We start from the raw sequence: 23,713 nt of genomic DNA on the forward strand, positions 1-23,713 counted from the left end.
CATAATCAAATTCCGTTCATAGAGCAGCCGGTGATATAAAGCCGGCTGCTCTCTTTATGCGGAATCATATAGGACATTTCCTGTCCTAATCGCTGCAGCACTGCGACTTATTTCATATTTTAATTACAGGATTCGACCCTGTTTCTTCCTGCGTCTAGTTCAAAAGTATAATTTTCCAGTGGTTTACATAAATCAGGGTTTTGCTTGATCCTTCCACGCTAGCATATAAGACGACAAGCGGTGGATAATGATGGAAAAGGCCGCCGATCTATATTCTAAGGAGGCAGGACATGAAGGAGAAGCATTCAGGTTGGAAAAAGAGGCTGCTAAACGGCACGCTGGCTGCAGCAGTTGCTGTGCCGCTGCAATGGTTCGCATTCGGTGCCGGAGCGGCAGTATATGCTGACGGGCCAAGCGACCCCGCACCGTATATTGAAGCCAAGGTGGTCAATGAGCGTGCCGGCCAGAAAATTCTGTTCGACAATACCCACGCCCAGACGGCCGGGGCGGCCGACTGGGTGATCGACGGTGCTTTTTCCGACTTTGGCAATGCGCTTGCGCAGGAAGGCTATTACGTCAAGGAGCTCCGCAAGACGACTCCGATTACGTCCAGTGATCTTTCCGGCTATGACGTCTTCATCGTGGCTGAAGCCAATATTCCGTACAAAGCCAGCGAGCAGGCGGCCATGGCGGAATATGTAGAGAACGGCGGCAGTATCTTCTTCATCGGCGACCATTATAATGCTGACCGTAACAAGAACCGCTGGGACGGCAATGAGTCCTTCAACGGCTACCGCCGCGGCGCCTGGGACAACCCGGCCAAGGGCATGAGCGCCGAAGAGGCCGGCTCCGCTGCGATGCAGGGTGTAGTCAGCTCTGACTGGCTGGCGGAAGAATTCGGCGTGCGGTTCCGTTATAACGCACTCGGCGATATTACCGCGAACAACATCGTGTCTCCCTCCCAGGCCTTCGGCATTACATCCGGCGTATCAGCAGTAGCTATGCATGCCGGCTCCACGCTGGCGATTATCGACCCGGCCCGGGCGAAGGGCATTGTCTATCTGCCGAAGACGAACGCTGCCTGGGGTAACGCAGTGGACCAGGGTGTCTACAACGGCGGCGGGGTTGAGGAAGGCCCTTATGTGGCAGTAGCCAAAAAAGGCGCCGGCAAAGCGGCGTTTATCGGCGACTCCTCACCGGTTGAGGATATCACGCCGAAATATCTGCGCGAGGACACAGGCGCAAGAAAAACAACGTACGACGGCTTCAAGGAAGCTGACGATGCCGAGCTTCTGGTGAATACAGTCAACTGGCTTGCCGAACAGGAAAGCTATACTCATTTTACCCAGGTCAGCGGCCTGACGCTGGATCAGCCGACACCGCTGCTTCCATTTGAAGAGCCGGCGCTGTCCACCGAGCCGCAGCCGGAGCCATGGGCTGCGCCGAATGCCGGCTACAAATGGTATGACCGTACGACCTTCAAAGCGGGTTCCTACGGCGGACCGGCGTCTGCTGCCAATGCGGAATACAATTTCACGCACCAGGCTGTGCTGCCAAATGCGCAGAATTTCCAGATCCGCGTAAGTGCGGATAATATTCCTGCGGGAACCAGCGTATCCGGCTTCCAGCTGGGTATTTACCAGGTTAGCGGCGGAGCCCAGATCGCCAAGATCCAGAACAGTGACGGCACGTGGCCGGCCAGCTATGGCTACAGCTCCACCTTCAGCCTGACTGCCGATCTGAATGGTTATGCCTACAAGGATCTGACGGTGCAGATTAAGCCGGGCACAACTGCGGCCTCCAATCTGCGGCTGCGCCAGAATGGAACCAATCTGCTTACCAAGCCCGTGACGCTGGGCAATGTGCCGGCAGAACCGCTGCCGTCCGAGGAAGATCCCATTCCGGCGGCCGTATCCATCTCCGAAGCCCGGAGCAAAGCGGCCGGTTCCCTGGTAACGGTAGAGGGCGTCGTCACAACCGAGCCGGGAATATTCGGCGGACAGACCTTCTATCTGCAGGATGAAACAGGCGGATTGTATGTCTATCAGAATCAAAGCGGTTTTCACGCCGGCGACAAGGTCAAGCTAACGGCTTCAACGGCCTTATACAATACGGAGCTGGAGCTGACGGAGGTTGTAAAGATTGAAAAGACCGGCACAGCGGCGCTTCCTGAGCCTGCTGCCGCAGCGGCGGTGAATGACAGCAATCAGGGGCAGCTGATCAAGCTGAGTTATGTGGAAGTAACGAATATTATCACTGCCGCTCCCAGCGGCTCCTTTGAATTCGACGCTGTGGCCGGTGACGGGACAAGCAATCACATCCGGGTAGATGTCCGGACAGGCATCACGCAGGATAGCTTCCCTTATGCGGAAGGACAGAAGCTGGATATTACAGGCGTTGCCGCGGTCTTTAAAGGGGTCTTCCAGCTCAAGCCGAGAAGTCTCGCAGACTTCAGCGCAGCGCCAGAGGAAGCGGCTCCGGTAACTGCCGCGAAGCTGTCCGCAGAACCGAACGCTGCGGGCTGGCTGAACCGGCCGGTTGAAGTGAGCCTCGAGGCTGATTCTGATACAGCCAAAATTTATTACTCGCTGAACAGCGGCACTGAAGCCTTGTACAGCACACCGGTTGCCGTAAGTGAAGACGGACGGCATCAGCTGGCTTACCATGCAGTTCCGGCTACAGGCAAGCCGGAAGAGACGAAGTCATTGAGTGTTAATATTGACACCGCTGCGCCAACGGCAGAGCTGACGGAGTCCGGCCATGCGGTAGGTGATGTGGCAGAGGAAGGGCAGCTGAGGTTCGAACTGGCTGCGGAGGACAAGCTCTCCGGCATAGCCTCGAAGCAGCTTCTGCTGGATGGACAGCCGGTTGCTGAAGGACAGACTCTTAGCGCAGCCGATTTGGGAGCCGGGTCCCATATCATTAAATACATTGTGACTGATGCCGCAGGCAACTCTGCAGAGAAAAGCTACACCTTCCAGATTACAGGCGGAGCCGTACTCGCAACGGACAAGCCCGGTCAGGCGGTGCTGTCCTCGGACAGCGGCCATACCAATGGCTTGAGCGACGGAAACTATTCCGTGACCATGAACCTTTGGTGGGGCAATAACGCTGCCAGCTACAGGCTGTATGAAAACGGAACACTGATTGATACCCGTCAATTGAAGGATGTTACCCCTTCAGCACAGACGGCCAGCACAGCGCTTAAAGGCAAAGCGAACGGTACTTATGTGTATACTGCGGAGCTGACCAACAAATACGGTACGACCACGAGCCAGCCGCTCACGGTAACGATCCGTGACGCTGCTCCGGGCAAGCCGGTTCTGAGTCAGGACAACTGGGATGGAGACGGCACCTACAATATAACGATGAACCTGTGGTGGGGCACTAATGCTGCAGAGTACCGTCTGTATGAGAACGGCAAGCTAATCGACACACAGGCGCTCAATGCTAACACGCCTGCAGCGCAGAGTGCGGTCACTGCCGTCAGCGGCCGCGCTTCCGGTGAATATGAATACCGGGCAGAGCTGGTCAATGCAGCGGGGGAGACGGTGAGTGATATTATCAGGGTAAGCGTCAGCAAATAATAGATCTTTAACGAATATAGCCAAGCCGGACCCCGTATATTTTCTAGGTAGCTTAATTTCGGGAAAATAATGGGAGGGGTTCGATTGTCTGATCCTTTTGTAGTCCGTTCACTGGAGGAGATCCGGTTCTGGTCACGTATCATGAAGGAGCATTCGCTGTTCCTGCGGCTGGGATTCAGGTGTGAGGATACACAATTAATCAGTGAGGCTAACCAGTTTCAAGCCATGTTTGAGGAAATCGAACGGAAGTCCTATACATTCACAGCCGAAACAGATCCACAGACAATCAGGGCATTCAATATTGAGGTCCATACTGCCGTCAGCCATATTTGGGTTTTCAAAAGAAAGGTGCTCGGACTCATCCTGCAGTGCAAGCTTCCCGGGCAGAACAATTTCCCGCTGCTGGTGGACCATGTGAGCAGGGAGGCCAATTATTTCCGCAACCGGCTCGAGGAGCTCAATAACGGCACGCTTGAACCGCTGCATGATGCGATTATCGATGAAAATGTATTTTTCCTGAGAATTATGGCCGACCATGCCAAGTTCATAAGCCATCTGCTGGATCCTTCCGAGCGGAAGCTGGTGGAGCAGGCAAGGGAGTTCAGCCATGATTTTGATACCCTGCTGTTTCAGGCAATCGATCTAAGCTCCATGCGGCCGCAATCCCAGACCGTGCCACTACTCAGCCAGTTCGTCGATGAGAATAAGGTATCCGTTGAATCGCTGCGCGACTTCAAAAAAACTGCCAGGGATTTAATCGCGGAATGCCGGATCAAGAGCATTATTCATCCGTTGCTGGCTGATCACGTATACCGGGAGGCGGAGCATTTCCTGTTCATTCTTGATATGTTTGAGAAATCGTTAACCGGAGCCAAGATCAACAAGCGTGAAATTTTATTCTGAACGGCCGGAGACAGATCTGCCTTTAACAGGTGGTCTGTCTTTTTTTTGCTGGATCGCGGATTATGAAAAAAATTTAATTTTGAATTAGCCGGCAAGTTATTTTCATAGGGTATAATGGTAGCAATGAGTAATGTCTGCATTGGAGGCTTAGGCGGATGCGCATTCTGGTTATTGAAGATGAGGAAGGCTTGTCCGATTTTATTATATTGGAATTGAAGCATGAAGGCTATGAGGCAAGGCCTGTCTATGACGGCAGGGAAGGGCTGGAAGCGGCGCTTGGTGAGGAGTGGGATATTATTCTGCTCGACCTCATGCTGCCGAAGCTTAATGGAATGGAAATCTGCCGCCGCGTCAAGGCTGTCAAGGATACGCCGATTATTATGATTACAGCAAGGGACAGCGTGATGGACAGGGTGACCGGTCTCGACAGCGGGGCTGATGATTATATTCCCAAGCCCTTTGCTATAGAAGAATTGCTGGCCAGAATCAGGGTGATTGTCAGAAGGAACGAGAAGCTGAGCACCCAGCCGTCCATGACGCTCGGCTTTAAGGATCTGGAGCTGCATATTGACTCGAGAATGCTGAAAAAGGGAGACCGCTGGATTGAGCTGACCAAGAAGGAATATGAGCTGCTGTTTATTTTGCTCAAGAATGTCAACCGGGTGCTGACGCGGGAAATGCTGGTCGAGCAGGTCTGGGATTATGATGTGGGGATCGAAACCAACGTTGTCGATGTGTACATCCGGCATCTCCGCAACAAGCTGGAGACCGCCGACAAGGAAGAATATATACAAACCATCAGAGGAATAGGATATATAATGCGGGATGAGAAATAGAAGGAAGCTCTCCTTAAGGAATATTAATATCAAATGGAAACTGACCCTGTGGGCTGCATTTCTGCTGCTGTTCCTGTTTCTCTCTTACAATCTGCTGCAATATACCGTGATCCAGAACTGGGTGAACAACCACGAAAAGGAAATTATCCGCAATAATATGGATGAGATCGTTGCCTTTGTCCAGGACTACGGGGACAGAAGCGATCTGGCGGAGGCCGGGGAATATCTGGAGGTATTGAATGAGCGCTATCAGCTGATCCGGATTGTCGGTCCTGACCACACGCCGGTTCTCAGCCTGTCAGACCATGTGCCGGAGGACTGGGTGCAGCCCAGAAATGTCGGAGCAGAGGAGCTGCTTGAGGTCTCCCCCGGGGGAGACGCCCTGCTGATCTACCGGAAGCCTGTGGAGTTTGACGGCTTCACAGGTACCGTTGAAATTGTACGGAATCTGGAGAACTTTGAGAGTCTGATTAATCTCAGTACCACATTGTTCATCATCACCGGGCTGGCTGCGATTGTGCTGAGCCTGGTCGGGGGCAGGCTGATCTCGTTCCAGCTGCTTAATCCGATTAATTCAATGATCCGTACGATGAAGCGGATCAGAGAGAACGGGCTCAATGAACGCGTCCAGATCAGCAATCACCAGGATGAAATGACCGAGCTGTCGCTGATGTTCAACGAGCTGATGGACAGCCTGGAGAAGTCCTTTAAGCAGCAGCAGCAGTTTATTGAGGATGCCTCACATGAATTAAAGACCCCGCTGTCGATCATTCACGGCCATTTATCAATGATCAAGCGCTGGGGGAAGGATGATCCCGAGGTTCTGGGCAGATCGATCCAGCTCAGCCTCAACGAGACGAACCGGCTGGTTCAGATGGTGTCCGAGCTGCTGATTTTGACAAGGGTCGAGGATTCCGGCACCGCCGCCAGGGACCTTCAGGAGACGATAAGAGTAAAGCAGGCGATCGGGGAGATTGTGGAGAATTTTCAGACCTTGAACCGTGAATTCCTGATCAGCACCAGGCTGGAGATCAGCGATGATTATAGCCTGCGCGTGCAAAAAAGCCATTTCCAGCAGCTGATGATTATCATCCTGGATAATGCGATTAAATACTCCGGCCGCACCAGGGAGATCCGGATCGGCGCAGCGTTGACTAACGGCAATCTGGAGCTGGCGGTAACCGATTACGGTATGGGCATACCGGAGGATGAGCTGCATCTGGTCACTAACCGGTTCTATAGAGTGGATAAAGCGCGCAGCCGCAAGCATGGAGGGAACGGGCTGGGTCTTGCCATCGCAACGAGAATTATGAACAGCTATGCAGGGAAGCTCGAGATAACAAGCGTTTACGGGAAATGGACCAGAGTGGTTTTACAGTTTCCCTTACAGAATGAACCGTTAGCAGCCAGCGAAAGGGAGGTACAGCCATGATTGAGAGCAGGTCTTCACAAATCAACGAATCTTTACTCAAGGTGCTGAATGCGAGGCATCAGGCGATTGCCGAGAATATTGCCAACGCGGATACACCTAATTACAAGAAGAAGACGGTAGTCTTTGAGGAGGAGCTCCGGCGTGTCATCAACGGCGGCTCGCAGGGGGAGCTGGACGTCAGAAGGACTCATGACAAGCATATTTCAATCAGAGATACCGCATCACCGGTGATCCCTTACCGGATTACCAGATCGAGCGACACATCAATGAATAACAACGGTAACAATGTGGATATCGATCAGGAAATGAGCACCCTGGCAGAAAATCAGCTGATGTATAACTACATGGCCGACAAGGTAAGCGGACATTACACGAAGATTAGGGATCTGCTGCAGAATTTGAAATAAAGGGAACGTTCTGGAAGAAAGAGTACGGCTGCGAAAGGATGCGGCTGTGCTCTTTTTTTTGTCAGGATGGCGTAAAAGGCCTGCTCCGGTGCATAATTCCTGCATCCCCGGCAAATACCAACCATGGGGTGATGGATATGGAACAGCAGACAGCCTTCAGTAAACGTGAAGAGCCGGAGACACTGTCTACGGAGCTGGCGTTCAATATAGAGCGGATGCAGCTGGAGTTTCTCAATTGTTCAGATGTGATGTACCGGAACTGCAGTATTGGGGGGATGAACCGGGCAACGCTGATTTATGTGAACGGGATGTGCGATGTCCAGGCGGTGGATGAATTTGTGCTGCAGCCGCTGATTGAGCATTTCCGCAGCAGCCAGCGGGTGGATGAGGTCCGGAATGTTGAGCTTAAGGAGATTTTTATCCCCACGCTGAAGATCAGCATTGCCTATGAAACACAGAAGATCATTAAGGCGATCCTGCGCGGGGAAACGGCTATTTTCACAGAGGGGAATGCATTTGTGATGCTGGCCGATCTGGTCAAAATGGAGCAGCGTTCCATTGAAGAGGCTACTTCGGAAAAGGTCGTCCGCGGACCTCGTGATGCGTTCATGGAATCGCTTCGGACCAACACCTCTCTGCTCCGGCGGCGGATCCGCTCCTCCAAGCTGAAGCTGGAATGTATGACGCTCGGCAAGCTGACTGAAACGGAAGTTGTAATCGGCTATATGGAGGGCATCGTAAAGGAAGAGCTGGTCAAGGAAGTGAGGAAGCGTCTGCAAAAAATCGAGCTGGACGGCATTATCCATTCCAGCAATATCGAAGAATATATTGAGGACGATATGTTCTCGCCTTTTCCGCAAATTCAGAATACCGAACGTCCGGATGTGGCTGTATCCAGCCTGCTGGAGGGAAAAGTCGTGATCATCACGGATAATACGCCGTTCGTACTGGTTTTACCAATGACCTACTGGTCCGGACTGCAGGCTGTAGATGATTATACAGACAGGTATATTTACGCTACCTTTGTGCGCTGGATCCGGTATACCTTTGTCCATGTTTCCCTTTTGCTGCCCTCACTGTATGTGGCTTTGACCACATACCATCTGCAGGTTATCCCGACACCGCTTGTGGTCAGCATCGCCTCTGCCCGGGAAGGCGTGCCGCTGCCGGCTGTAATTGAGGCGCTGATCATGGAATTTATATTCGAGGGCCTGCGTGAAGCCGGCATCCGGCTGCCCCAGCAGGTTGGGCCGGCCGTCAGTATTGCGGGAGCTCTGGTTATTGGGCAGGCGGTGGTGGCTGCGGGAATTATCTCCACCCCGATGGTCATCATCGTGTCCCTCACAGGGATTGCTTCCTTTGCCTTTCCGGTCTATAACCTGGGGACAGCCTACCGGATGCTGCGTTTTCCGCTGCTGCTTGCCTCCGGGGTGCTGGGGTTCTACGGTATTGTGCTGTTTCTCATCGTACTGTCTGTTCATATGGTAACGCTGAAGCCCTTTGGTGTGCCTTATATGTCACCCTATGCGCCGATGTCAATCCGCAATCTGAGTGATGTGCTTGTCAGGGCGCCCAAATCCAAAATGCGCTGGCTGCAGCCGTGGCTGGCTCAGAACGGGGCTGCCCGGTTCCCCAAACGGAACAAATAACAGGCAGGAAAGGGACACAGGTGTATGTACAGGAAAATAACAGCGTTATTCCTGATTCTGCCGCTGCTGCTTACCGGCTGCTGGGACCGGCAGGAGCTAAACGACCAGGCCATAGTGCTGGGCTGGGGCATGGATCTGGTGAAGGAGGGGGTGTACCTTGCGACCGCCAATCTGGTGCTGCCGCTTGCCTCCAAATCAGGCGGACAGCAGGGCGGGGAACAGGGCGGCCGTTCCGGCTTCATGACCGAAAGCGCATATGGCAAAAACAACAGGGATGCTGAACAGAATATGCAGCGAAAGCTGTCCCGTGTACTTTTCCCGGGGCACCGGCGCAATATTTTTATCGGGGAGAAGCTGGCGGAGCATGGTGTCTTCTCTATCCTTGATGAGTACGGACGGAGCCCGATGGTCCGGCCGCGGACGAATATTTTTGTCGTCAAGGAGGGGACGGCACAGGATGCAATGAGCCTGGCTTACCAGCTTGAGACCAATCCGGCCATTGCCGTTCAGAAAATTCAGGAGAAAAGCGGTGCACCAATCAGCCGGTCATTGCTCGACTTCTACATTATGGCTAATGGCACCGGCTGCGGGATCATGCCTGCGCTCACGATTCTGCCGCCGGAAGTGAAGACGGACAAGAAAAGTAAAAATGACAGTCCTCCGCAAACGACACTCGGTTTATACGGGGCAGCTATCTTTAACAGCCAGCTGAAGCTGGCGGGTTATCTGAATCATAATGAATACTGGGTCAGACTGTGGATTACAGATCAGCTGACAGGCTGGATTTTTACTACTATTGTCAATGCCATTGATGCCGATAAGCCGGGCGGGGCAGCCGCAGATGCATTATCCGGAGCAACGAGCGGCCAGACTGTAACGGTCAACGTAGATACCTTCAAGAGCAGGATTACCCCAGTTTTTGACGACGGGCAGCCGGGGTTCCGCATCCGGCTGGAGGGCAAGGGCTACATTGAGGAAAACGACTCTCCGTTGAACCTGTCCAAGCCGGGGAATATAGAGAAAGTGGAGGCCCGGATGAATGAATATCTGGAGGAACGGGTTAAAGAGGTTGTCAAAAAGGTGCAGAAGGATTTCAAAAGTGACATTTTCGGGCTGGGAGATAAGCTTCACCAGTTTCATCCCTACCGCTGGAAGAAGCTTGCCGCTGAGTGGGAAACTACCTTTCCGGACGTTGAGCTGGATATTAAGGTTAAGCTTAATCTGACGGGAACGGGAATTACGGGTGAATCCCTGCTGCCTAACAGAGAGGGCGGTGATAAATAGATGAAGATCAGCAACCGCCAGCTGTTCTGGATGATTTTGATGATGGAGATCGGCATTAACCTGCTTATCTCGATGACAGCTACGATCCGCAATGCCAGACAGGATGCCTGGATTTCCTACATTGCGGCCGGAGCGGCGGGGCTGATCATCACCTATGCCGCCGCCCGGCTCAGCTCCCGTTATCCGCAGCAGACCCTGATACAGTACAGTACTGCCATTCTGGGCAAATGGGGCGGGAAGCTGATCGTCATTCCTTTTATCCTCCAGTGGTTCTGGGTGATGAGCCTGATTCTCAGGGATGAATATCTGTTCATCCGCCTCAGTGTTCTCTATAAAACACCGGACTGGGTTGTGATCGGCACGATGATCGGAGTGGTGCTGTACACCGTGTATCATGGAGGGATTGAGGCGATCGGCAGAGTCAGCGAGCTGTGGGGACCGATTCTTATGGTTATTCTGGCGCTGACCTTTGGCTTAACCTTTAATAATCTTAACTGGACCATGCTGCTGCCTGTATATGCAGATACCGGACTTGGGGTTATTGCGGAAGGGGCGCTTGCCCCGGTCTCGCTGCTGGGTGAAGCCGTGCTGCTTATGATGCTGTTTCCCTTTGTGGAGCATCCCGGAAAGGAGACCCGAAAGGCCGTGCTGCTGGGAGTAGGGCTCTCGTCGTTCCTGCTTCTATTTGGCGTCCTTTGGGTCATAATGACCTTTGGCCCGGCGGTTGGGGGCCGGATGCAGTTCCCGTTTTTTGAGATGGTCAAGCTGGTCTACCTGATGGAGTTCATTCAGAATATGGATATTTTTGTGATGGCTGTATGGCTGGTCTGCATCTTCGTCAAGCTGTCGATTTACATGTTCATAACCTGTTACGGAGTGGCCCAGTGGATCGGGAAAACGCGCAGCTGGAAAAAGCTCACTTGGGCGGTAGCTCCCGTAACCTTTATACTCACGATGCTGGTCATCAAGCTGAATCCGCCTTCCGGGCTGCTGCTTAAGGCAGTCTGGGTCCGTTATGTGCTGCCGGTGAATATGATCGGAATTCCGCTGCTGCTGCTGGTTGTTTCTTCTGTCCGGCGTAAGCATCGCCAGAAAATATAGTTTTACAATCACGGCGGCATGGCAGACATGCTGTCGTGTTTTTGTGCTGAAAAGCAGATTTGCGTAAACGTTTTTACAATTTTTTAGCGGGTAATCGGTTCATTTCAAAGGGGCTTAAGAAAATGGGAAAAATGATAAAGATAGCAATAAAAAACTGAAAATCCAATAAACGGATTGTAAGGGTTGGCGGATTTCAAGTCCGTGATTAAGGTCATGTGTTATATAATATTACATTAACGTGTGTAAAATTTCTTTGTTATGGTATATAAAACCAACATAAGTAACATAATTATGTGAGGTATTTGTCTTGAAACCGTTTTTATTTTAAAAATTCAGTAAAAAGGGATTGTAATCCTGAAAATCCTATACTAAAATAAACCTAGAAATTGCGTAAACGTTTTTGCAAAGCTGACTAAACTTCAACGGTCATAACGCTGGTACATTAAGGAAATATGTTGCGTAAACGTTATGACAGAGAGGAAAAATATGGCGGAGAAAGAAATGACAATTAAAGACGTGGCCAGACTCGCCGGAGTTTCTGTGGCTACCGTCTCGCGGGTGATGAACGGCAGGAATCGCGTAAGTGATGCCACCCGCAAAAAAATCCAGAAAATTATTGAAGAGCTGAATTTCGTGCCCAATACGATGGCTGCCTCAATGGTCAGCAAAAAGACGCATATGCTCGCGGTCGTTGTTCCGGAAATTCAGAACCCGTTCTACACGGCGGTCATCGGCGGTACGGTTGAGGCAGCGAAGAAGGAGGGCTTTTCCACGCTGGTTGTGTCTACGTATAACGATGAGGCCGAGGAGGAGGAATTCTTTGAAGGCTTTCTGGGACGCAATGTGGACGGCATCATTCTGATCGGTACACATAAGGATGCCGGCTTTTACCGGAATATCCGTAAGCCGACTATCCTGGTAGACCGTTATATCAATGATTGCGGGCATGACGGGGTGCTGATCGATAATTTCCGCGGGGCGTACGAGGCGGCCAGGCATTTTGCAGACTTTGGCCATAAGCGGATCGCGATTATCGACGGGGCGCATGACTTTAATGACGGGAAGGATCGGTACTGGGGATATCATCAGGCATTGCATGAGCATGGTATCGTGCCTGAAGCCAAGTATCATAAGCAGGGCAGCTGGCTTGAGGAGGACGGATACAGGTTCACGATGGAGCTGCTGCAGTCCGCCGAGCCGCCGACCGCTATTTTTGCTACCAATAACGTTATCTGTACCGGTGCCATCAAGGCCATCCGCGACCTGAATCTCCAAATCGGCGAGGATATTTCCCTGATCGGCTTTGACGAAAATGAGCTCGCACAGTTTGTTCAGCCCAGAGTTACAGTAGTAGGCAGACCGATGAGAGAGATGGGGCTACAGGCAACGGAGATGCTGATCCAGAAGATCAAGGCACCGCCGGGCGAGCAGGCGAAGCTGAAAAGGATAGTGCTGGATGTGGAGCTGATCAAGCGGGGATCTGTTAAAAAGCTAAACTAGCAGCCCGGAGGAGGACATATGGCCAATATACTTGTCGTAGGCAGCATGAATATGGATATTGTGACACGTGTTGCGGATCTCCCCGTTCCAGGTGAGACGATACAGGGACTTGGAACCGGCTTTCATGCCGGAGGGAAGGGCGCCAACCAGGCCTGTGCCGCCTCCCGTTCCGGCGGGGCGGTTACGATGGCTGGCGGACTCGGTGCTGATGCCTTTGGCCGGCAGCTGTACAGTCAGCTTGAGGCGGAGGGAATCGATACGGGAGCCATTGTCTATACGCCGGAAACAACCGGCATAGCAATAATCACTACTGACAGCTCTGGGGAGAACAGCATCATCCTCTCTCCCGGTGCGAACTTCAGCTATCGTGCGGAGGAGCTGAAGGTGCCGGATTTCTCCTGCTATGATGTGATTCTGCTGCAGAATGAAATAGCAGGAACGGTGAATGAAGCGGTGCTTGAAAAGGCTGAGGCGGCAGGAGTTCCTGTGGTAATGAACCCAGCTCCCGTAAAAGGGTTTGACCCCGGCCAGCTTAGCCGGATTAAGCTGCTGATTGTGAACGAGACTGAAGCGGAGGCGCTGAGCGGACTCCCGGTTGAAGGCTTCGGTCAGGCTCGTACAGCCGGATACCGGCTGCTTGAGGAAGGCGTCCTGCAGCTGGTCATTACACTCGGCAGCAAAGGCTCACTCTATATGGATGCAGACGGAACGGTAATAGAGACTCCGTCTTATCCGGTTAATGTTGTGGACACTACAGCTGCCGGTGACACCTTTATCGGGGCATTTGCCGCCGCCTATTACGGGGGCATGGAGCTGAAGGACAGTCTGCAGTATGCGTCTGCGGCAGCGGCGCTTGCCGTATCGGCTGCCGGAGCCCAGAGCTCTATACCGGTGAAGGAGCAGGTGGATGCTTTTCTGGCTCACTGTTTATAGCCGTTTTTTCCGGCGGCGGATGCAATTCTGTATCCATGTGCTTTTATCAATTAACGCTTAGACTTTTTAAAGTATAAATGCATTATCCCGGTTCAGCACTGTCAATGAAGAAGGGGGTCAAGACCATGAGTCAGCCAGTACTGTCCATGCAAGGAATCAGCAAGGAGTTCCCGGGTGTCAAAGCTTTGGCGGATGTTGATTTTGAGCTCTATCCCGGTGAGGTTCACGCACTGATGGGAGAGAATGGAGCCGGTAAATCGACGCTGATGAAAATTTTGTCCGGTGTCTACCCGCCAACCGCAGGAGTGATCAGGCTTAAGGGCAAGGAAGCGGCTTTCGGCAATCCGCTGGATGCCCAGCTCCAGGGTGTATCCATTATCCACCAGGAGTTTAATCTGTTCACCAACCTGTCCGCAGCTGAGAACATTTTTATCGACCGTCCGGAAATGGCTGGCAGGTTCGGCCGGATCAAGTGGTCGAAAATGGTGCAGGAGGCGCAGGCGCTGGTTGACTCCATCGGAGGCGGCGAAATTGATGTGCGCCAGGAGGTCCGGCATTTGGGTGTACATAGCCAGCAGGTGGTCGAGATCGCCAAGGCCTTATCCTTTAAGGCGGATGTGCTGATTATGGATGAGCCGTCGGCCGCGCTGCCGGAGAATGAAGTGAAAAAGATGTTCGAAGTTGTCCGGAAGCTGCGCTCGCAGGGAGTAGCCATTGTGTACGTCTCCCACCGGATGAAGGAAATCTTCGAAATTGCCGATAAGGTCACCGTTCTGCGGGACGGACGCAAAATTGACACCAGGCCGATTGGCGAGGTCACGGAGCAGAGCCTGATCCAGATGATGGTCGGCAAAGAGGTCCAGCAGCTGTACCCTGAGCGGGAGCAGCCGCACGGACAGGAGGTTGTGCTTAAGGTTAACGGGCTGTCGCTGGATGCCGGCCACAAGATTTCGTTCGAGCTGCACAAAGGGGAAATCCTGGGATTGTTCGGCATACCGGGTTCGGGCTCACATACCGTTGCCGAGCGGCTCTTCGGGCTCAAGCGGGGCAGCGGCGGGCTTGAAATCAACGGGAAGCCGGTCAAGATTGCCAGCCCCGGTGATGCCAAGGCACAAAGATTGGCTTACGTCCCGCCTGACCGGCACCGCCAGGGCATCATTAAGCCGATGTCGATCAGGCAGAATATCTCTTTTCCGACACTGCCCGGTTTGTCTAAGGGACTGGTGCTGGACCGTGAGGCTATCCGTGAGGTGAGTGCAGAATACATGGAGAAGCTGAGGATCAAGGCACCGGGAGACGGACAAAGCGTTGATTTTCTCAGCGGAGGCAACCAGCAGAAGGTGGTCATAGCCAAATGGCTTGCGGCCAAGCCCGATATTCTGATACTGGAGGAGCCGACCCGGGGCGTGGATGTCGGCGCCAAAGCGGAGATTTACAGCATCATCCACGGGCTTGCCCGGGATGGGCTCAGCATTCTGCTGATTTCCTCCGAAATGCCGGAGGTGCTGGGCCTGAGCGACCGGGTGCTCGTGCTGTACAAAGGGGACATTGTCCATGAATTTACCCGCGGTGAAGCCGATCAGGAGCAGCTGCTGCAGCGGGCATCCCATCCCCGGACGGAAGGAGCCGCTATATGAAGCGTATTTTAAATGTGCATGAGGCACCGATCCTGATTTTCACGATACTCGTCATCATACTGTTCTCACTCCTTTCACCTGATTTTTTCGCAATCAATAACTTTAAGCTGATTCTGGACCAGAACATCACCATGTTCATTGTGGCAATCGGAATGACAATGGTTATTCTGCTCGGAGGAATGGATCTGTCGGTCGGCTCGGTCCTGGCAGTAACGGCAACCTCGGTCGGCCTGTTTCTCAGCAAGGGGATGTCTCCGGTTATTGCGGCTTTGCTCGGGGTTGTAATCGGTGTTCTCTGCGGGATGGTCAACGGTTATTTCATCGCCGTCCGCCGGATTCCTGACATCATTGTCACCCTGGCTACGATGTATATATTCCGGGGCGTGGCGGTCGGCATCAGCGGCGGCACCTGGATGAATAATTTTCCCGAGGCCTTCCGCTTTTTCGGACAAGGGACGGCGGCAGGCGTTTCATTTCCGCTCCTGGTAGCGGTCCTGCTGATTGCCGTATTCATCTATCTGCTGAAATTCACCCGGGCGGGCCGGAGAATCTATTCGGTCGGGGGCAACAGCTCCGCAGCCAAGCTTGCGGGGATCAGCGTCCCCAAGACCAAGTTTATGGTCTACGTATTAACCGGACTGCTGGTCGGAATCGCCTCCGTTATTTTTGCAGCCAAGGTAGGAAGTGTGCAAGCATCGACTGCCGGTAACAGCCTGTCCTTTGAGGTCATGGCAGCAGTGCTGATCGGCGGCGGCAGCATCTTCGGCGGGGTGGGGACGATTGCCGGCACGATGCTCGGCGTACTGTTCATGGGCATTGTCAAAAACGGGCTGATTATCGCCAAGGTATCCCCGTTCTGGGTGGATGCAACCACAGGGTTTTTGATTATCCTCGCTATCGTGATCAACACGCTGCAGCGGGCCCGCCAAAATAAAGGGAAAGAAGGTGATCTCGTATGACAACCTGGACAAGCCGTCTGCCGTTCAAATCGGGTACGCTGATCGTTCAGCTGGTTCTGCTGCTGTTCATCCTGATTCTCTTCAGCTTCCTGTCACCCTATTTCCTGTCAGTAACCAACTTCATGAATGTGCTGAACCAGATGGTTGAGGTCGGGCTGATCGCCATTCCGATGACCATGATCATTATATCCGGTGCGATGGACCTGTCGGTCGGCTCGATCCTCGCTTTTTCCGCGGTATCGATGGGGGTTGCCTTTGAACGCGGCTATAACATCTGGGTTTGTGTAATCTTCGGGCTGCTGGCCGGCCTGCTGTGCGGTGCAGTCAACGGTTATCTGATTGCCCGGCACCGGATGCAGGCGATTGTAGTCACGATCGGGATGCTGGTGATGCTCCGCGGGCTGGTCTATGTCGTCAATGAAGGCAGACCGATCAGCGGCTTCCCTGATTCCTTTTATTTTCTGGGACAGGCGTACGTTGCCGGTATTCCGTTTAACGCCATCGTCCTCGTTATGATGTTCCTCATAGCCAGCTTCTTCATGAAAAAGACGAGGTTCGGCACCTACATTTACGGGATCGGCAATAACGAGGAGGTTGTCCGGTTCTCCGGAATTTCCGTAGTCCGCGTCCGGTTTATTCTCTTCATGCTCAGCGGATTGTTCTCTGCACTGGCGGGTGTATTCCTGGTGTCACGGCTGGCAAGCGCCGAAGCGACCTCGGGTACCAATATAGAGCTTGATGTCATCACAGCTACCTTAATCGGGGGCACTCATATTTTCGGAGGGAGGGGAAGCCTTACCGGCACGTTTGTCGGTCTGCTGATTATCGTCTTTTTGCGCAATGGTCTGAATTTGCTGGGTGTTTCGGTGCTCTATCAGGCGGTTATTCTGGGGGCGCTGCTGCTGCTTGCGGTAGCCAATAAAAAAATTAGCGGAGAGTGATACCTATGAAAAAAATGACATTGGCTGTATTGACTGGCGTGCTTGCTTTGACCTTGACTGCTTGCGGCGGGAATTCGGGTAATCCTCCGGCTAATAATGCCGGGTCCTCAAGCAATGACGGGGCGGCTGCTTCCGGCACCAGAACCTACTTCATCAATCCGAAATCGATCGGCCCGGCTTATTGGGCGGCTGCAGAAAAAGGCGCTATTCAGGCAGGCGAAGATATGGGTGTTGAGGTAATCTTCAATGCACCGACTGAGGCGGATTCCTCCAAGCAGATCAACATGATTCAGGATATGCTGACCCGTAAAGTGAGCGGAATCGGTGTATCACCTAATGATGCTAAAGCAGTAGGGCCGGTATTCAAAAAAGCAGCCGAGCAGGATGTGCAGATCGTGACCTGGGACAGCGATGCTCCCGAGACGGACCGCCAATATTATGTAGCTCCTGCTACTGATGAGGAAGTGGGCGAGCTGCTGGCCAAGACGATCGGCGAGGAAATCGGCGGCGAGGGACAGGTCGCGTTCATGGTAGCGGGACTCGGTTCCCAGAACCAGATTGCCAAATCGGATGCGGCAAAAGCTTACTTCGAAGCGAACTACCCCGGCATTGAGCTGGTAACAACGGTAGCCAGTGACGATGATCAGCAAAAGGCTTACGCCAATGCCCAGAACCTGATCCAGACTTATCCTGATCTTAGAGGGATCATCGGCTTTGCGGGCGGCGAACCGCCGGCGGCAGCTGAGGTGGTTGAGCAGGCAGTGAAGGCCGGCACGATTGAACAGGGACAGATCGCCATTACCGGTATTGCTGTACCGAGCGTCGTGAAGAGCTACATCGAGAGCGGCACGATCAAGACGGATATCATCTGGGATCCGGGCAAGCTGGCTTACACCACTGTATACATTCTGGATCAGCTGGCTCAGGGCAACGAAATTTCGGACGGTATGGAAATCCCGAACGTGGGAGCTGTTAAGGTAGACGGCCAGAACATATTCATCGGAACGCTTGAAGTGACCAGCGAAAATGTGGGCAGCTTTGACTTCTAGTCAGAGCTGTTATAGGAGGCAGCTTGCATGGAGCACACAATAATCATTGAAGATTTAACGGCAGACAGCTTTGCCCCTTACGGAAAAGTGGTGGATATTCCTGCGGGGGAGCCGTCCAAGAGCGGCGACGGCTGGGACTGCTGGAGCTACATCCAGATGCTGGATGTGTCGGAGCCGATCGGCTTCGGCCTGGTGGTCACGAAGCAGCGTGAATTCACGGTGACAGCGATGGAGCGGCATGTCAGCCGCGAGGAGCTGCTGCTCACCTTTGACAAGGAGATTATCCAGCCGGTTGCCCGGTGTCTGGATATTGACGATCCGGAGGAGCAGCCTGATCCTTCTACGGTGAAGGCTTTTCGCATAAAGCCGGGACAAGCGATTGTTATCGGCCGCGGCGTCTGGCACAGTCCGGCCTATCCGGCGGCAGAGGCTGCAAGGTATCTGTTTGCGATTGAAAAGAAGAAGGATACATTCGGTGATGAGATGATTAATCCGTGGGTGGACTTTACCGGCGGTGACAGTGTTACTTTTGGATAAAAGATAAAGGAGCATACGCGATGGCACAGGAACAGCAGGTAATGAAATGGATCGATGAACATCAGGACGAAATCCTCGGCTTTTTGCAGCAGCTCATTCAGATCCCGAGCGTTAATCCCTGGTTCTTCGACGAGCCGGGCCCGTCCAAGGAGAAGGAGGTGCAGGAATTTCTCTCCCGTAAGCTTAAAGGGCTCGGTGCGGAAATCGAAATGTGGGAGCCGGTTGCGGATGACCTGAAGCAGTATGAGGGAATGGCCGGATATTATCCGGGGCGCGATTTTACCGGCAGACCGAATCTGGCAGCAACGTTCGGTAAAGGAACGGACGGCAAGTCGCTTCTGCTGTTCGGCCACATCGATGTTGTAATGGCAGGCTCGAAATGGACCGTAGACCCGTTCGAGGGCCAGATCATTGACGGCAAAATGTACGGCCGCGGCACCGTCGATATGAAGGGCGGCGTGGCCGCAATGATTATGGCGGTAGAGGCTGTTCTGCGCAGCGGCCTGAAGCTGAAAGGCCCGGTTGTCGTGGGGACCGTTGTCGATGAGGAGGCCGGAGGCATGGGTGCGCTGGATTTCATCCACCACGGCTACCGGGCGGATGCCTGCATCCTGACTGAACCGACCTCCCTGACCATTGCGCCGCTATGCCGCGGCATTCTGTGGGGCAAGATCAAAATCCAGGGCCGCAGCGGGCATATTGAAATGCCGCAGGCTGACTGGAAGGACGGCGGAGCAGTCGATGCGATTAAGAAGGCGCGGTACATTCTGGATGCGTTCGACCGGCTGAATGAAAAGTGGGCTGTAAGCAAGACCCACCCGTATTTATCTATCCCTTGCCAGGTGCATGTAGCACAATTGAATGCCGGAGAGTACCCGACCTCCTTTGCCAATGAAGCGGAGATTGTCTTTAATGCCCAGTACCTCCCGTCGGAGCGTGACGAAAAGCTGGTCGGCGGCCATGTGAAAAAGGAGCTTATTGATTTCCTGCGCGAAACTGCCGGACAGGACCCGTGGCTTAGTGAGCATCTGCCGGAAATCGAGTGGATGGTGGATGCCGACTGTGCTGAAACCGATGTGGCTCATCCATTTGTGCAGACCTGTGTCCAGTCACTGCAGGCCATTGGCGAAGAGGGCAAGATCGAAGGACTCGGCTTCCATACCGATATGGGCTGGCCGGTCAACGTCGGTATTCCGACGGTCAACTTCGGCCCCGGCGACCCGAGCCTGGCTCACCACAGCGACGAATTCACGCCAGCTGCTGAAGTGATCCAGGCGGTCAAAATGATGGCCAAGACGATTATCGACTGGTGCGGTGCTGAAGAGGCTAATGAGAGAAGGCTTAATGATAAGACAACCTAAAGACTGATATTAAACGGGCAACGGCCTTATAACATACACGGAGGTGCCATTACAGCATGAAAATTCTATTTGTCGGCGAATCCTGGGTGGTCCATATGATCCATACCAAAGGATATGACAGCTTTACTTCTACCAAATACGAGGAAGGAGCGACTTATCTGCTGTCCTGCCTGCGGGCAGAGGGAATTGATGTAACCTATATGCCGGCCCATGAGGTGCAGGTGCGGTTCCCGCAGACGCTTGAGGAGCTGAAAGCCTATGATGCCATCGTAATCAGTGATGTCGGCGCGAATACGTTCCTGCTGCAGAACCCGACCTTTTACCAGATGCAGATTATCCCTAATGCGCTGGACAACATTAAGGAGTATGTGGCCGGAGGCGGCGGGCTGCTGATGGTCGGCGGGTACCTGACCTTTATGGGCATAGAGGGCAAAGCGAACTATGTAAACACTGTTCTGGCCGAGGTGCTGCCGGTTGTGATGCAGCCGGGCGATGACCGGGTGGAAATGCCGGCCGGCTTCTCGCCGGTGGCGGCGCAGGAGCATCCGCTGGTAGGCTACGGCGGCTGGCCTCGGCTGCTCGGCTACAACAAGCTGGCTGCGAAGCCGGATGCTGCTGAGCTGCTGAGCTATAACGGCGATGCTATACTGACCGTGGGCACCTACGGCGAGGGCAAAACCGCCGCCTTTGCCAGCGACTGCTCCCCGCACTGGGGCTCGACGGAATTTATGGACTGGCAGCACTATTCGGCGTTCTGGTCTAATTTAGTCAAATCATTAAAATAGCCCAAGCTGTACTAACAGCGATACTGATGAACCGTACCTTTTAAGGGCGGTTCATCTTTTTTTTATGCTGAATTAACTGTATTAATGAAGAATAATAAAGACATTAATACAGATAAATCATTATATTTTATAAAAAAGAAATTTACCTAAAAATAATTATAATTGGATATGATTGACAATTGGAAGGGGAGAAACTAATATAAGAACAACTCACATACTTACACATCGATTTTCTTTATGGATTATAGGGAAAGGAGGTGACAGATATGGCGGCAGTTGCTGTACAACAAACAGCAGGCTTATTTTCCGGCTTGCTCGAACGTATGGAGAATATTGATTTTGTTAAACAATTTGCCGATAACCCGGATGCTGCTTTGAGAGAAGCCGGATTGGGGATCAGCCTTGCTGACTTTACTAAGCAATTAAGCGAGAATCCGCAATTATTTGAAGCGGTTGTCGGTAAGCTTTCCAATAATGTGGAGTTTATCAACAAATCGAACATTGCAATGAGTTCATGTGATCAGCCAAGATAAAATGTCTATTAACTGTTGAGCTGAGTATGGGATCTTCTCCATACTCAGCTTTTAATTAAGGGAGCTGAATGTATGGATGCGGAAATCTACAGTACAGCTGCACTTTCCGATCTTGAGGAGATGTCACGGCTACAAATCCCGTTTATGAAAGAGCTGCCCGCTGAGCTTGAAGCATGGCATAGCGGACTAATCAGATGGGAAGTACTCAAAATGAATGGCCTCATTATGGGATGTCACCGGACAGTGCTGCTTTCAGGATGGGGATTCTTATACGGGGTCTATGTCCGTCCTGAGAATCATAATATCTGGAGCTGTTATCAATTGGTCCAGCACACCGTAGACTCCCTTTCCGAATGTGTAACCGATGGCTTTATTACATGGATTGACGACATGCCCTCCTGGAAATCGGTGATGATGAAGCGGCTGAAATTTAGTTCATCCGTCAGACCGGTCTACCGGCTGTTTTTTAAGGATGCCGGACTGCAGCGGCTGCGGCAGGCAGAGATTAAGGACAGCCTACTTCAGTGGCGGTGCGCTGTGCAAGGAGACAGTACCGCTATTGAGAGTCTAGCAGAAGCACAAAGCTCCTTTATTGATAGTGTCAATCTGAGCGGTGATTTTACCAATCCTGAATCAGGCTGGTTTGTCGGAGAGGATGAGCTGGGAATAGCCGCAGGCATCCGCTGGTGTATTTATGGAGATACATTGTTCGCAATGTTTACACTTTCCTCCAGACCTGAACTGGACATCACGGCGGCTATTGTAGAATTGCTGGCTGTGCTGAACCGCGACGGGCTAACTACATATAGAATAAACCTGGAGCATCAGCGGAAAATCACGCTCCTTCGTCTTTCGGGATTCTCGCCGTATACCAATGAGTGCGGCCATGAAACCCACTATCTTTTCAAATCCGTTAAAGGAAATGTCCTATGCGAAACTATAAGGTAATTCTGGTCAATCTTAATTCACTGCCGAATCTGGGATTCAGTCCGGTTTTCCCGGTAGGTGCCAATTACGTATGCTCACTGTTATCCGAAATGGGCGCAGAAGTTGATTTTATCGATTTTGTGCAGCGGCCGGACTTGCTGGAAACGCTGGATTTTTTGGAAAAAGAGTTCGACTGCATCGCATTCTCCATCAGAAACCTGGATTCCATGGAGCTGGACGGTGAATATCTGGTAGATTATTATCTGAAAATCACAACCTTAATTATAGAGCAGGGCAGGCAACGGAATCCCGATGTGAAAATTCTTCTGGGAGGAAGCGCCTTTACCGCCTACCCTAAAGGATTTGCTGAAGTATTTCCCTTTGATGCCGCTATAGACAGCGATACAGAGGAACGGTTATTCCAGTTTATCACTGGCCATATCGAAGAAATGCAAAATGATCAGCTTGCTGGTATTGGCAGTACCTGTCCTGAACGGTTTGCCTTCGAAATTAAGTATCAACCGGAGCTTGTGAAGGCTTATCTGGCAATTGGGGCGAAGCAGATCGGCATTCCAACCCGGTGCGGAGGCCGATGTCCGATGCAGTGCATTTATTGCTCTTACGGTTTGCTTGACCAGAATACCCATTATACCCGGCCTCTGCACCTTTTGCGTAATGAAATTATCCAGCTCTATCAAATCGGCGTAAGAGAGCTGTTCTTTACTGATTCTCTAATCAATATTTCACCTGGGCATGCCCGGAATCTTTGTCTATTGCTGATTGAGCTTAATCTGCCGGAGCTTGAATGGACTGCATATGCCAGGCCGACCCGCAATGAAGAGTTTTTGAGGCTGGCGGCTCTTTCAGGCTGTAAGACCTTAAGTGTTTCGTTCGATACCTTTTCTCCCGCTATGCTGACAAACTTGAAAAAAGGCTTTTCTGTTCATACCATCAGCAGATTCATAGCATTGTGCGCCGAATACAGAGTAAATCTTGTAGGTCTGCTGTTATTCGGCGGTCCCGGAGAAACAGAGCTGACTATTAAAGAAACCTGCGAGTTTGCCAACCGGTTTCTGGAGCCGGGTCAGCTTTTCTTTTCCTTTGGGATAAGGATCTCACCGGGAAGCGGACTGGAAACGCTGCTTGGGCAAACGGGCAATGACCTGCTTATTCCGCACTTTCTGGGCTTCGATGAACGGATTTTTGACTTTGTGCTGACTCACCTGGACGGCAGATTCATTTCAATGAACCTTCTGCTCAAAATCAGTAAATGGAGAGCAGCCTATAAGGCGATGACTTGTAAACAAACAGCACACCCCCAGCTCTCTATGGTCTGCCCAGAAAGCTGAGCT

Annotated in this window: 20 protein-coding genes; all 20 read left to right on the forward strand. The window is 52.3% G+C overall.

The window, feature by feature from the left end:
* Positions 1-290: 290 nt before the first annotated feature.
* The 20 genes from R70723_RS11880 (at position 291) to R70723_RS11975 (ending at position 23,710) form a co-directional block, all read left to right on the forward strand.
* Positions 291-3,587 (forward strand): chitinase N-terminal domain-containing protein, encoded by a 3,297-nt coding sequence (locus R70723_RS11880; RefSeq protein WP_039872231.1) that lies wholly within the window; start codon positions 291-293, stop codon positions 3,585-3,587.
* 84 nt (positions 3,588-3,671) lie between these two features.
* On the forward strand, positions 3,672-4,490 hold the full coding sequence (locus tag R70723_RS11885) for a DUF2935 domain-containing protein (protein ID WP_256704560.1): 819 nt from the start codon (positions 3,672-3,674) through the stop codon (positions 4,488-4,490).
* Positions 4,491-4,645: 155 nt separating this feature from the next.
* Complete coding sequence (locus R70723_RS11890) at positions 4,646-5,326, forward strand: response regulator transcription factor (RefSeq protein ID WP_039872233.1); 681 nt, start codon at positions 4,646-4,648, stop codon at positions 5,324-5,326.
* A complete protein-coding gene (locus R70723_RS11895; protein ID WP_039872235.1) occupies positions 5,316-6,758 on the forward strand; it encodes a HAMP domain-containing sensor histidine kinase in 1,443 nt (480 codons plus the stop codon). Before R70723_RS11890 ends, R70723_RS11895 begins: the two co-directional genes overlap by 11 nt.
* Complete coding sequence (gene flgB, locus R70723_RS11900) at positions 6,755-7,165, forward strand: flagellar basal body rod protein FlgB (RefSeq protein ID WP_039872237.1); 411 nt, start codon at positions 6,755-6,757, stop codon at positions 7,163-7,165. The genes R70723_RS11895 and flgB overlap by 4 nt, the downstream gene beginning before the upstream one ends.
* Positions 7,166-7,302: 137 nt before the next feature.
* Complete coding sequence (locus R70723_RS11905) at positions 7,303-8,814, forward strand: spore germination protein (RefSeq protein ID WP_052421280.1); 1,512 nt, start codon at positions 7,303-7,305, stop codon at positions 8,812-8,814.
* 24 nt (positions 8,815-8,838) lie between these two features.
* Positions 8,839-10,098 (forward strand): Ger(x)C family spore germination protein, encoded by a 1,260-nt coding sequence (locus tag R70723_RS11910; RefSeq protein WP_039872239.1) that lies wholly within the window; start codon positions 8,839-8,841, stop codon positions 10,096-10,098.
* Positions 10,099-11,199 carry a GerAB/ArcD/ProY family transporter gene (locus R70723_RS11915; RefSeq protein WP_039872240.1) on the forward strand — a complete coding sequence of 367 codons (1,101 nt, stop codon included), beginning with the start codon at positions 10,099-10,101 and terminating at the stop codon, positions 11,197-11,199.
* Between the two features lie 486 nt (positions 11,200-11,685).
* Positions 11,686-12,699 (forward strand): LacI family DNA-binding transcriptional regulator, encoded by a 1,014-nt coding sequence (locus R70723_RS11920; RefSeq protein ID WP_039872241.1) that lies wholly within the window; start codon positions 11,686-11,688, stop codon positions 12,697-12,699.
* A gap of 18 nt (positions 12,700-12,717) precedes the next feature.
* Positions 12,718-13,632: a ribokinase gene (locus R70723_RS11925; protein ID WP_039872243.1), complete on the forward strand. Its 915-nt coding sequence runs from the start codon at positions 12,718-12,720 to the stop codon at positions 13,630-13,632.
* A 125-nt stretch (positions 13,633-13,757) separates the two neighbouring features.
* Positions 13,758-15,269, forward strand: a complete 1,512-nt coding sequence (locus R70723_RS11930; RefSeq protein WP_039872244.1) for a sugar ABC transporter ATP-binding protein — start codon at positions 13,758-13,760, stop codon at positions 15,267-15,269.
* Positions 15,266-16,228 (forward strand): ABC transporter permease, encoded by a 963-nt coding sequence (locus R70723_RS11935; RefSeq protein ID WP_039872245.1) that lies wholly within the window; start codon positions 15,266-15,268, stop codon positions 16,226-16,228. Before R70723_RS11930 ends, R70723_RS11935 begins: the two co-directional genes overlap by 4 nt.
* The gene (locus R70723_RS11940) at positions 16,225-17,169 is read left to right on the forward strand and encodes an ABC transporter permease (RefSeq protein WP_039872247.1); all 945 of its coding nucleotides are present in this window, start codon (positions 16,225-16,227) and stop codon (positions 17,167-17,169) included. The genes R70723_RS11935 and R70723_RS11940 overlap by 4 nt, the downstream gene beginning before the upstream one ends.
* Before the next feature lie 5 nt (positions 17,170-17,174).
* The gene (locus tag R70723_RS11945) at positions 17,175-18,218 is read left to right on the forward strand and encodes an autoinducer 2 ABC transporter substrate-binding protein (protein WP_039872248.1); all 1,044 of its coding nucleotides are present in this window, start codon (positions 17,175-17,177) and stop codon (positions 18,216-18,218) included.
* 27 nt (positions 18,219-18,245) lie between these two features.
* The gene (locus R70723_RS11950; RefSeq protein WP_039872249.1) at positions 18,246-18,755 is read left to right on the forward strand and encodes an ureidoglycolate lyase; all 510 of its coding nucleotides are present in this window, start codon (positions 18,246-18,248) and stop codon (positions 18,753-18,755) included.
* A gap of 20 nt (positions 18,756-18,775) precedes the next feature.
* On the forward strand, positions 18,776-20,116 hold the full coding sequence (locus R70723_RS11955) for a M20 family metallopeptidase (RefSeq protein ID WP_039872251.1): 1,341 nt from the start codon (positions 18,776-18,778) through the stop codon (positions 20,114-20,116).
* A 56-nt stretch (positions 20,117-20,172) separates the two neighbouring features.
* Positions 20,173-20,901, forward strand: a complete 729-nt coding sequence (locus R70723_RS11960) for a glutamine amidotransferase (protein ID WP_039872254.1) — start codon at positions 20,173-20,175, stop codon at positions 20,899-20,901.
* A 266-nt stretch (positions 20,902-21,167) separates the two neighbouring features.
* Positions 21,168-21,434, forward strand: coding sequence for a hypothetical protein (locus tag R70723_RS11965; RefSeq protein ID WP_039872256.1), 267 nt, complete (start codon positions 21,168-21,170; stop codon positions 21,432-21,434).
* A gap of 72 nt (positions 21,435-21,506) precedes the next feature.
* Positions 21,507-22,382: a hypothetical protein gene (locus R70723_RS11970; protein WP_039872257.1), complete on the forward strand. Its 876-nt coding sequence runs from the start codon at positions 21,507-21,509 to the stop codon at positions 22,380-22,382.
* Positions 22,364-23,710, forward strand: a complete 1,347-nt coding sequence (locus R70723_RS11975) for a B12-binding domain-containing radical SAM protein (protein WP_039872258.1) — start codon at positions 22,364-22,366, stop codon at positions 23,708-23,710. The genes R70723_RS11970 and R70723_RS11975 overlap by 19 nt, the downstream gene beginning before the upstream one ends.
* Positions 23,711-23,713 lie beyond the last annotated feature (3 nt).

The sequence above is a fragment of the Paenibacillus sp. FSL R7-0273 genome, from assembly GCF_000758625.1.
In the GTDB taxonomy this organism is placed as follows: domain Bacteria; phylum Bacillota; class Bacilli; order Paenibacillales; family Paenibacillaceae; genus Paenibacillus_AQ.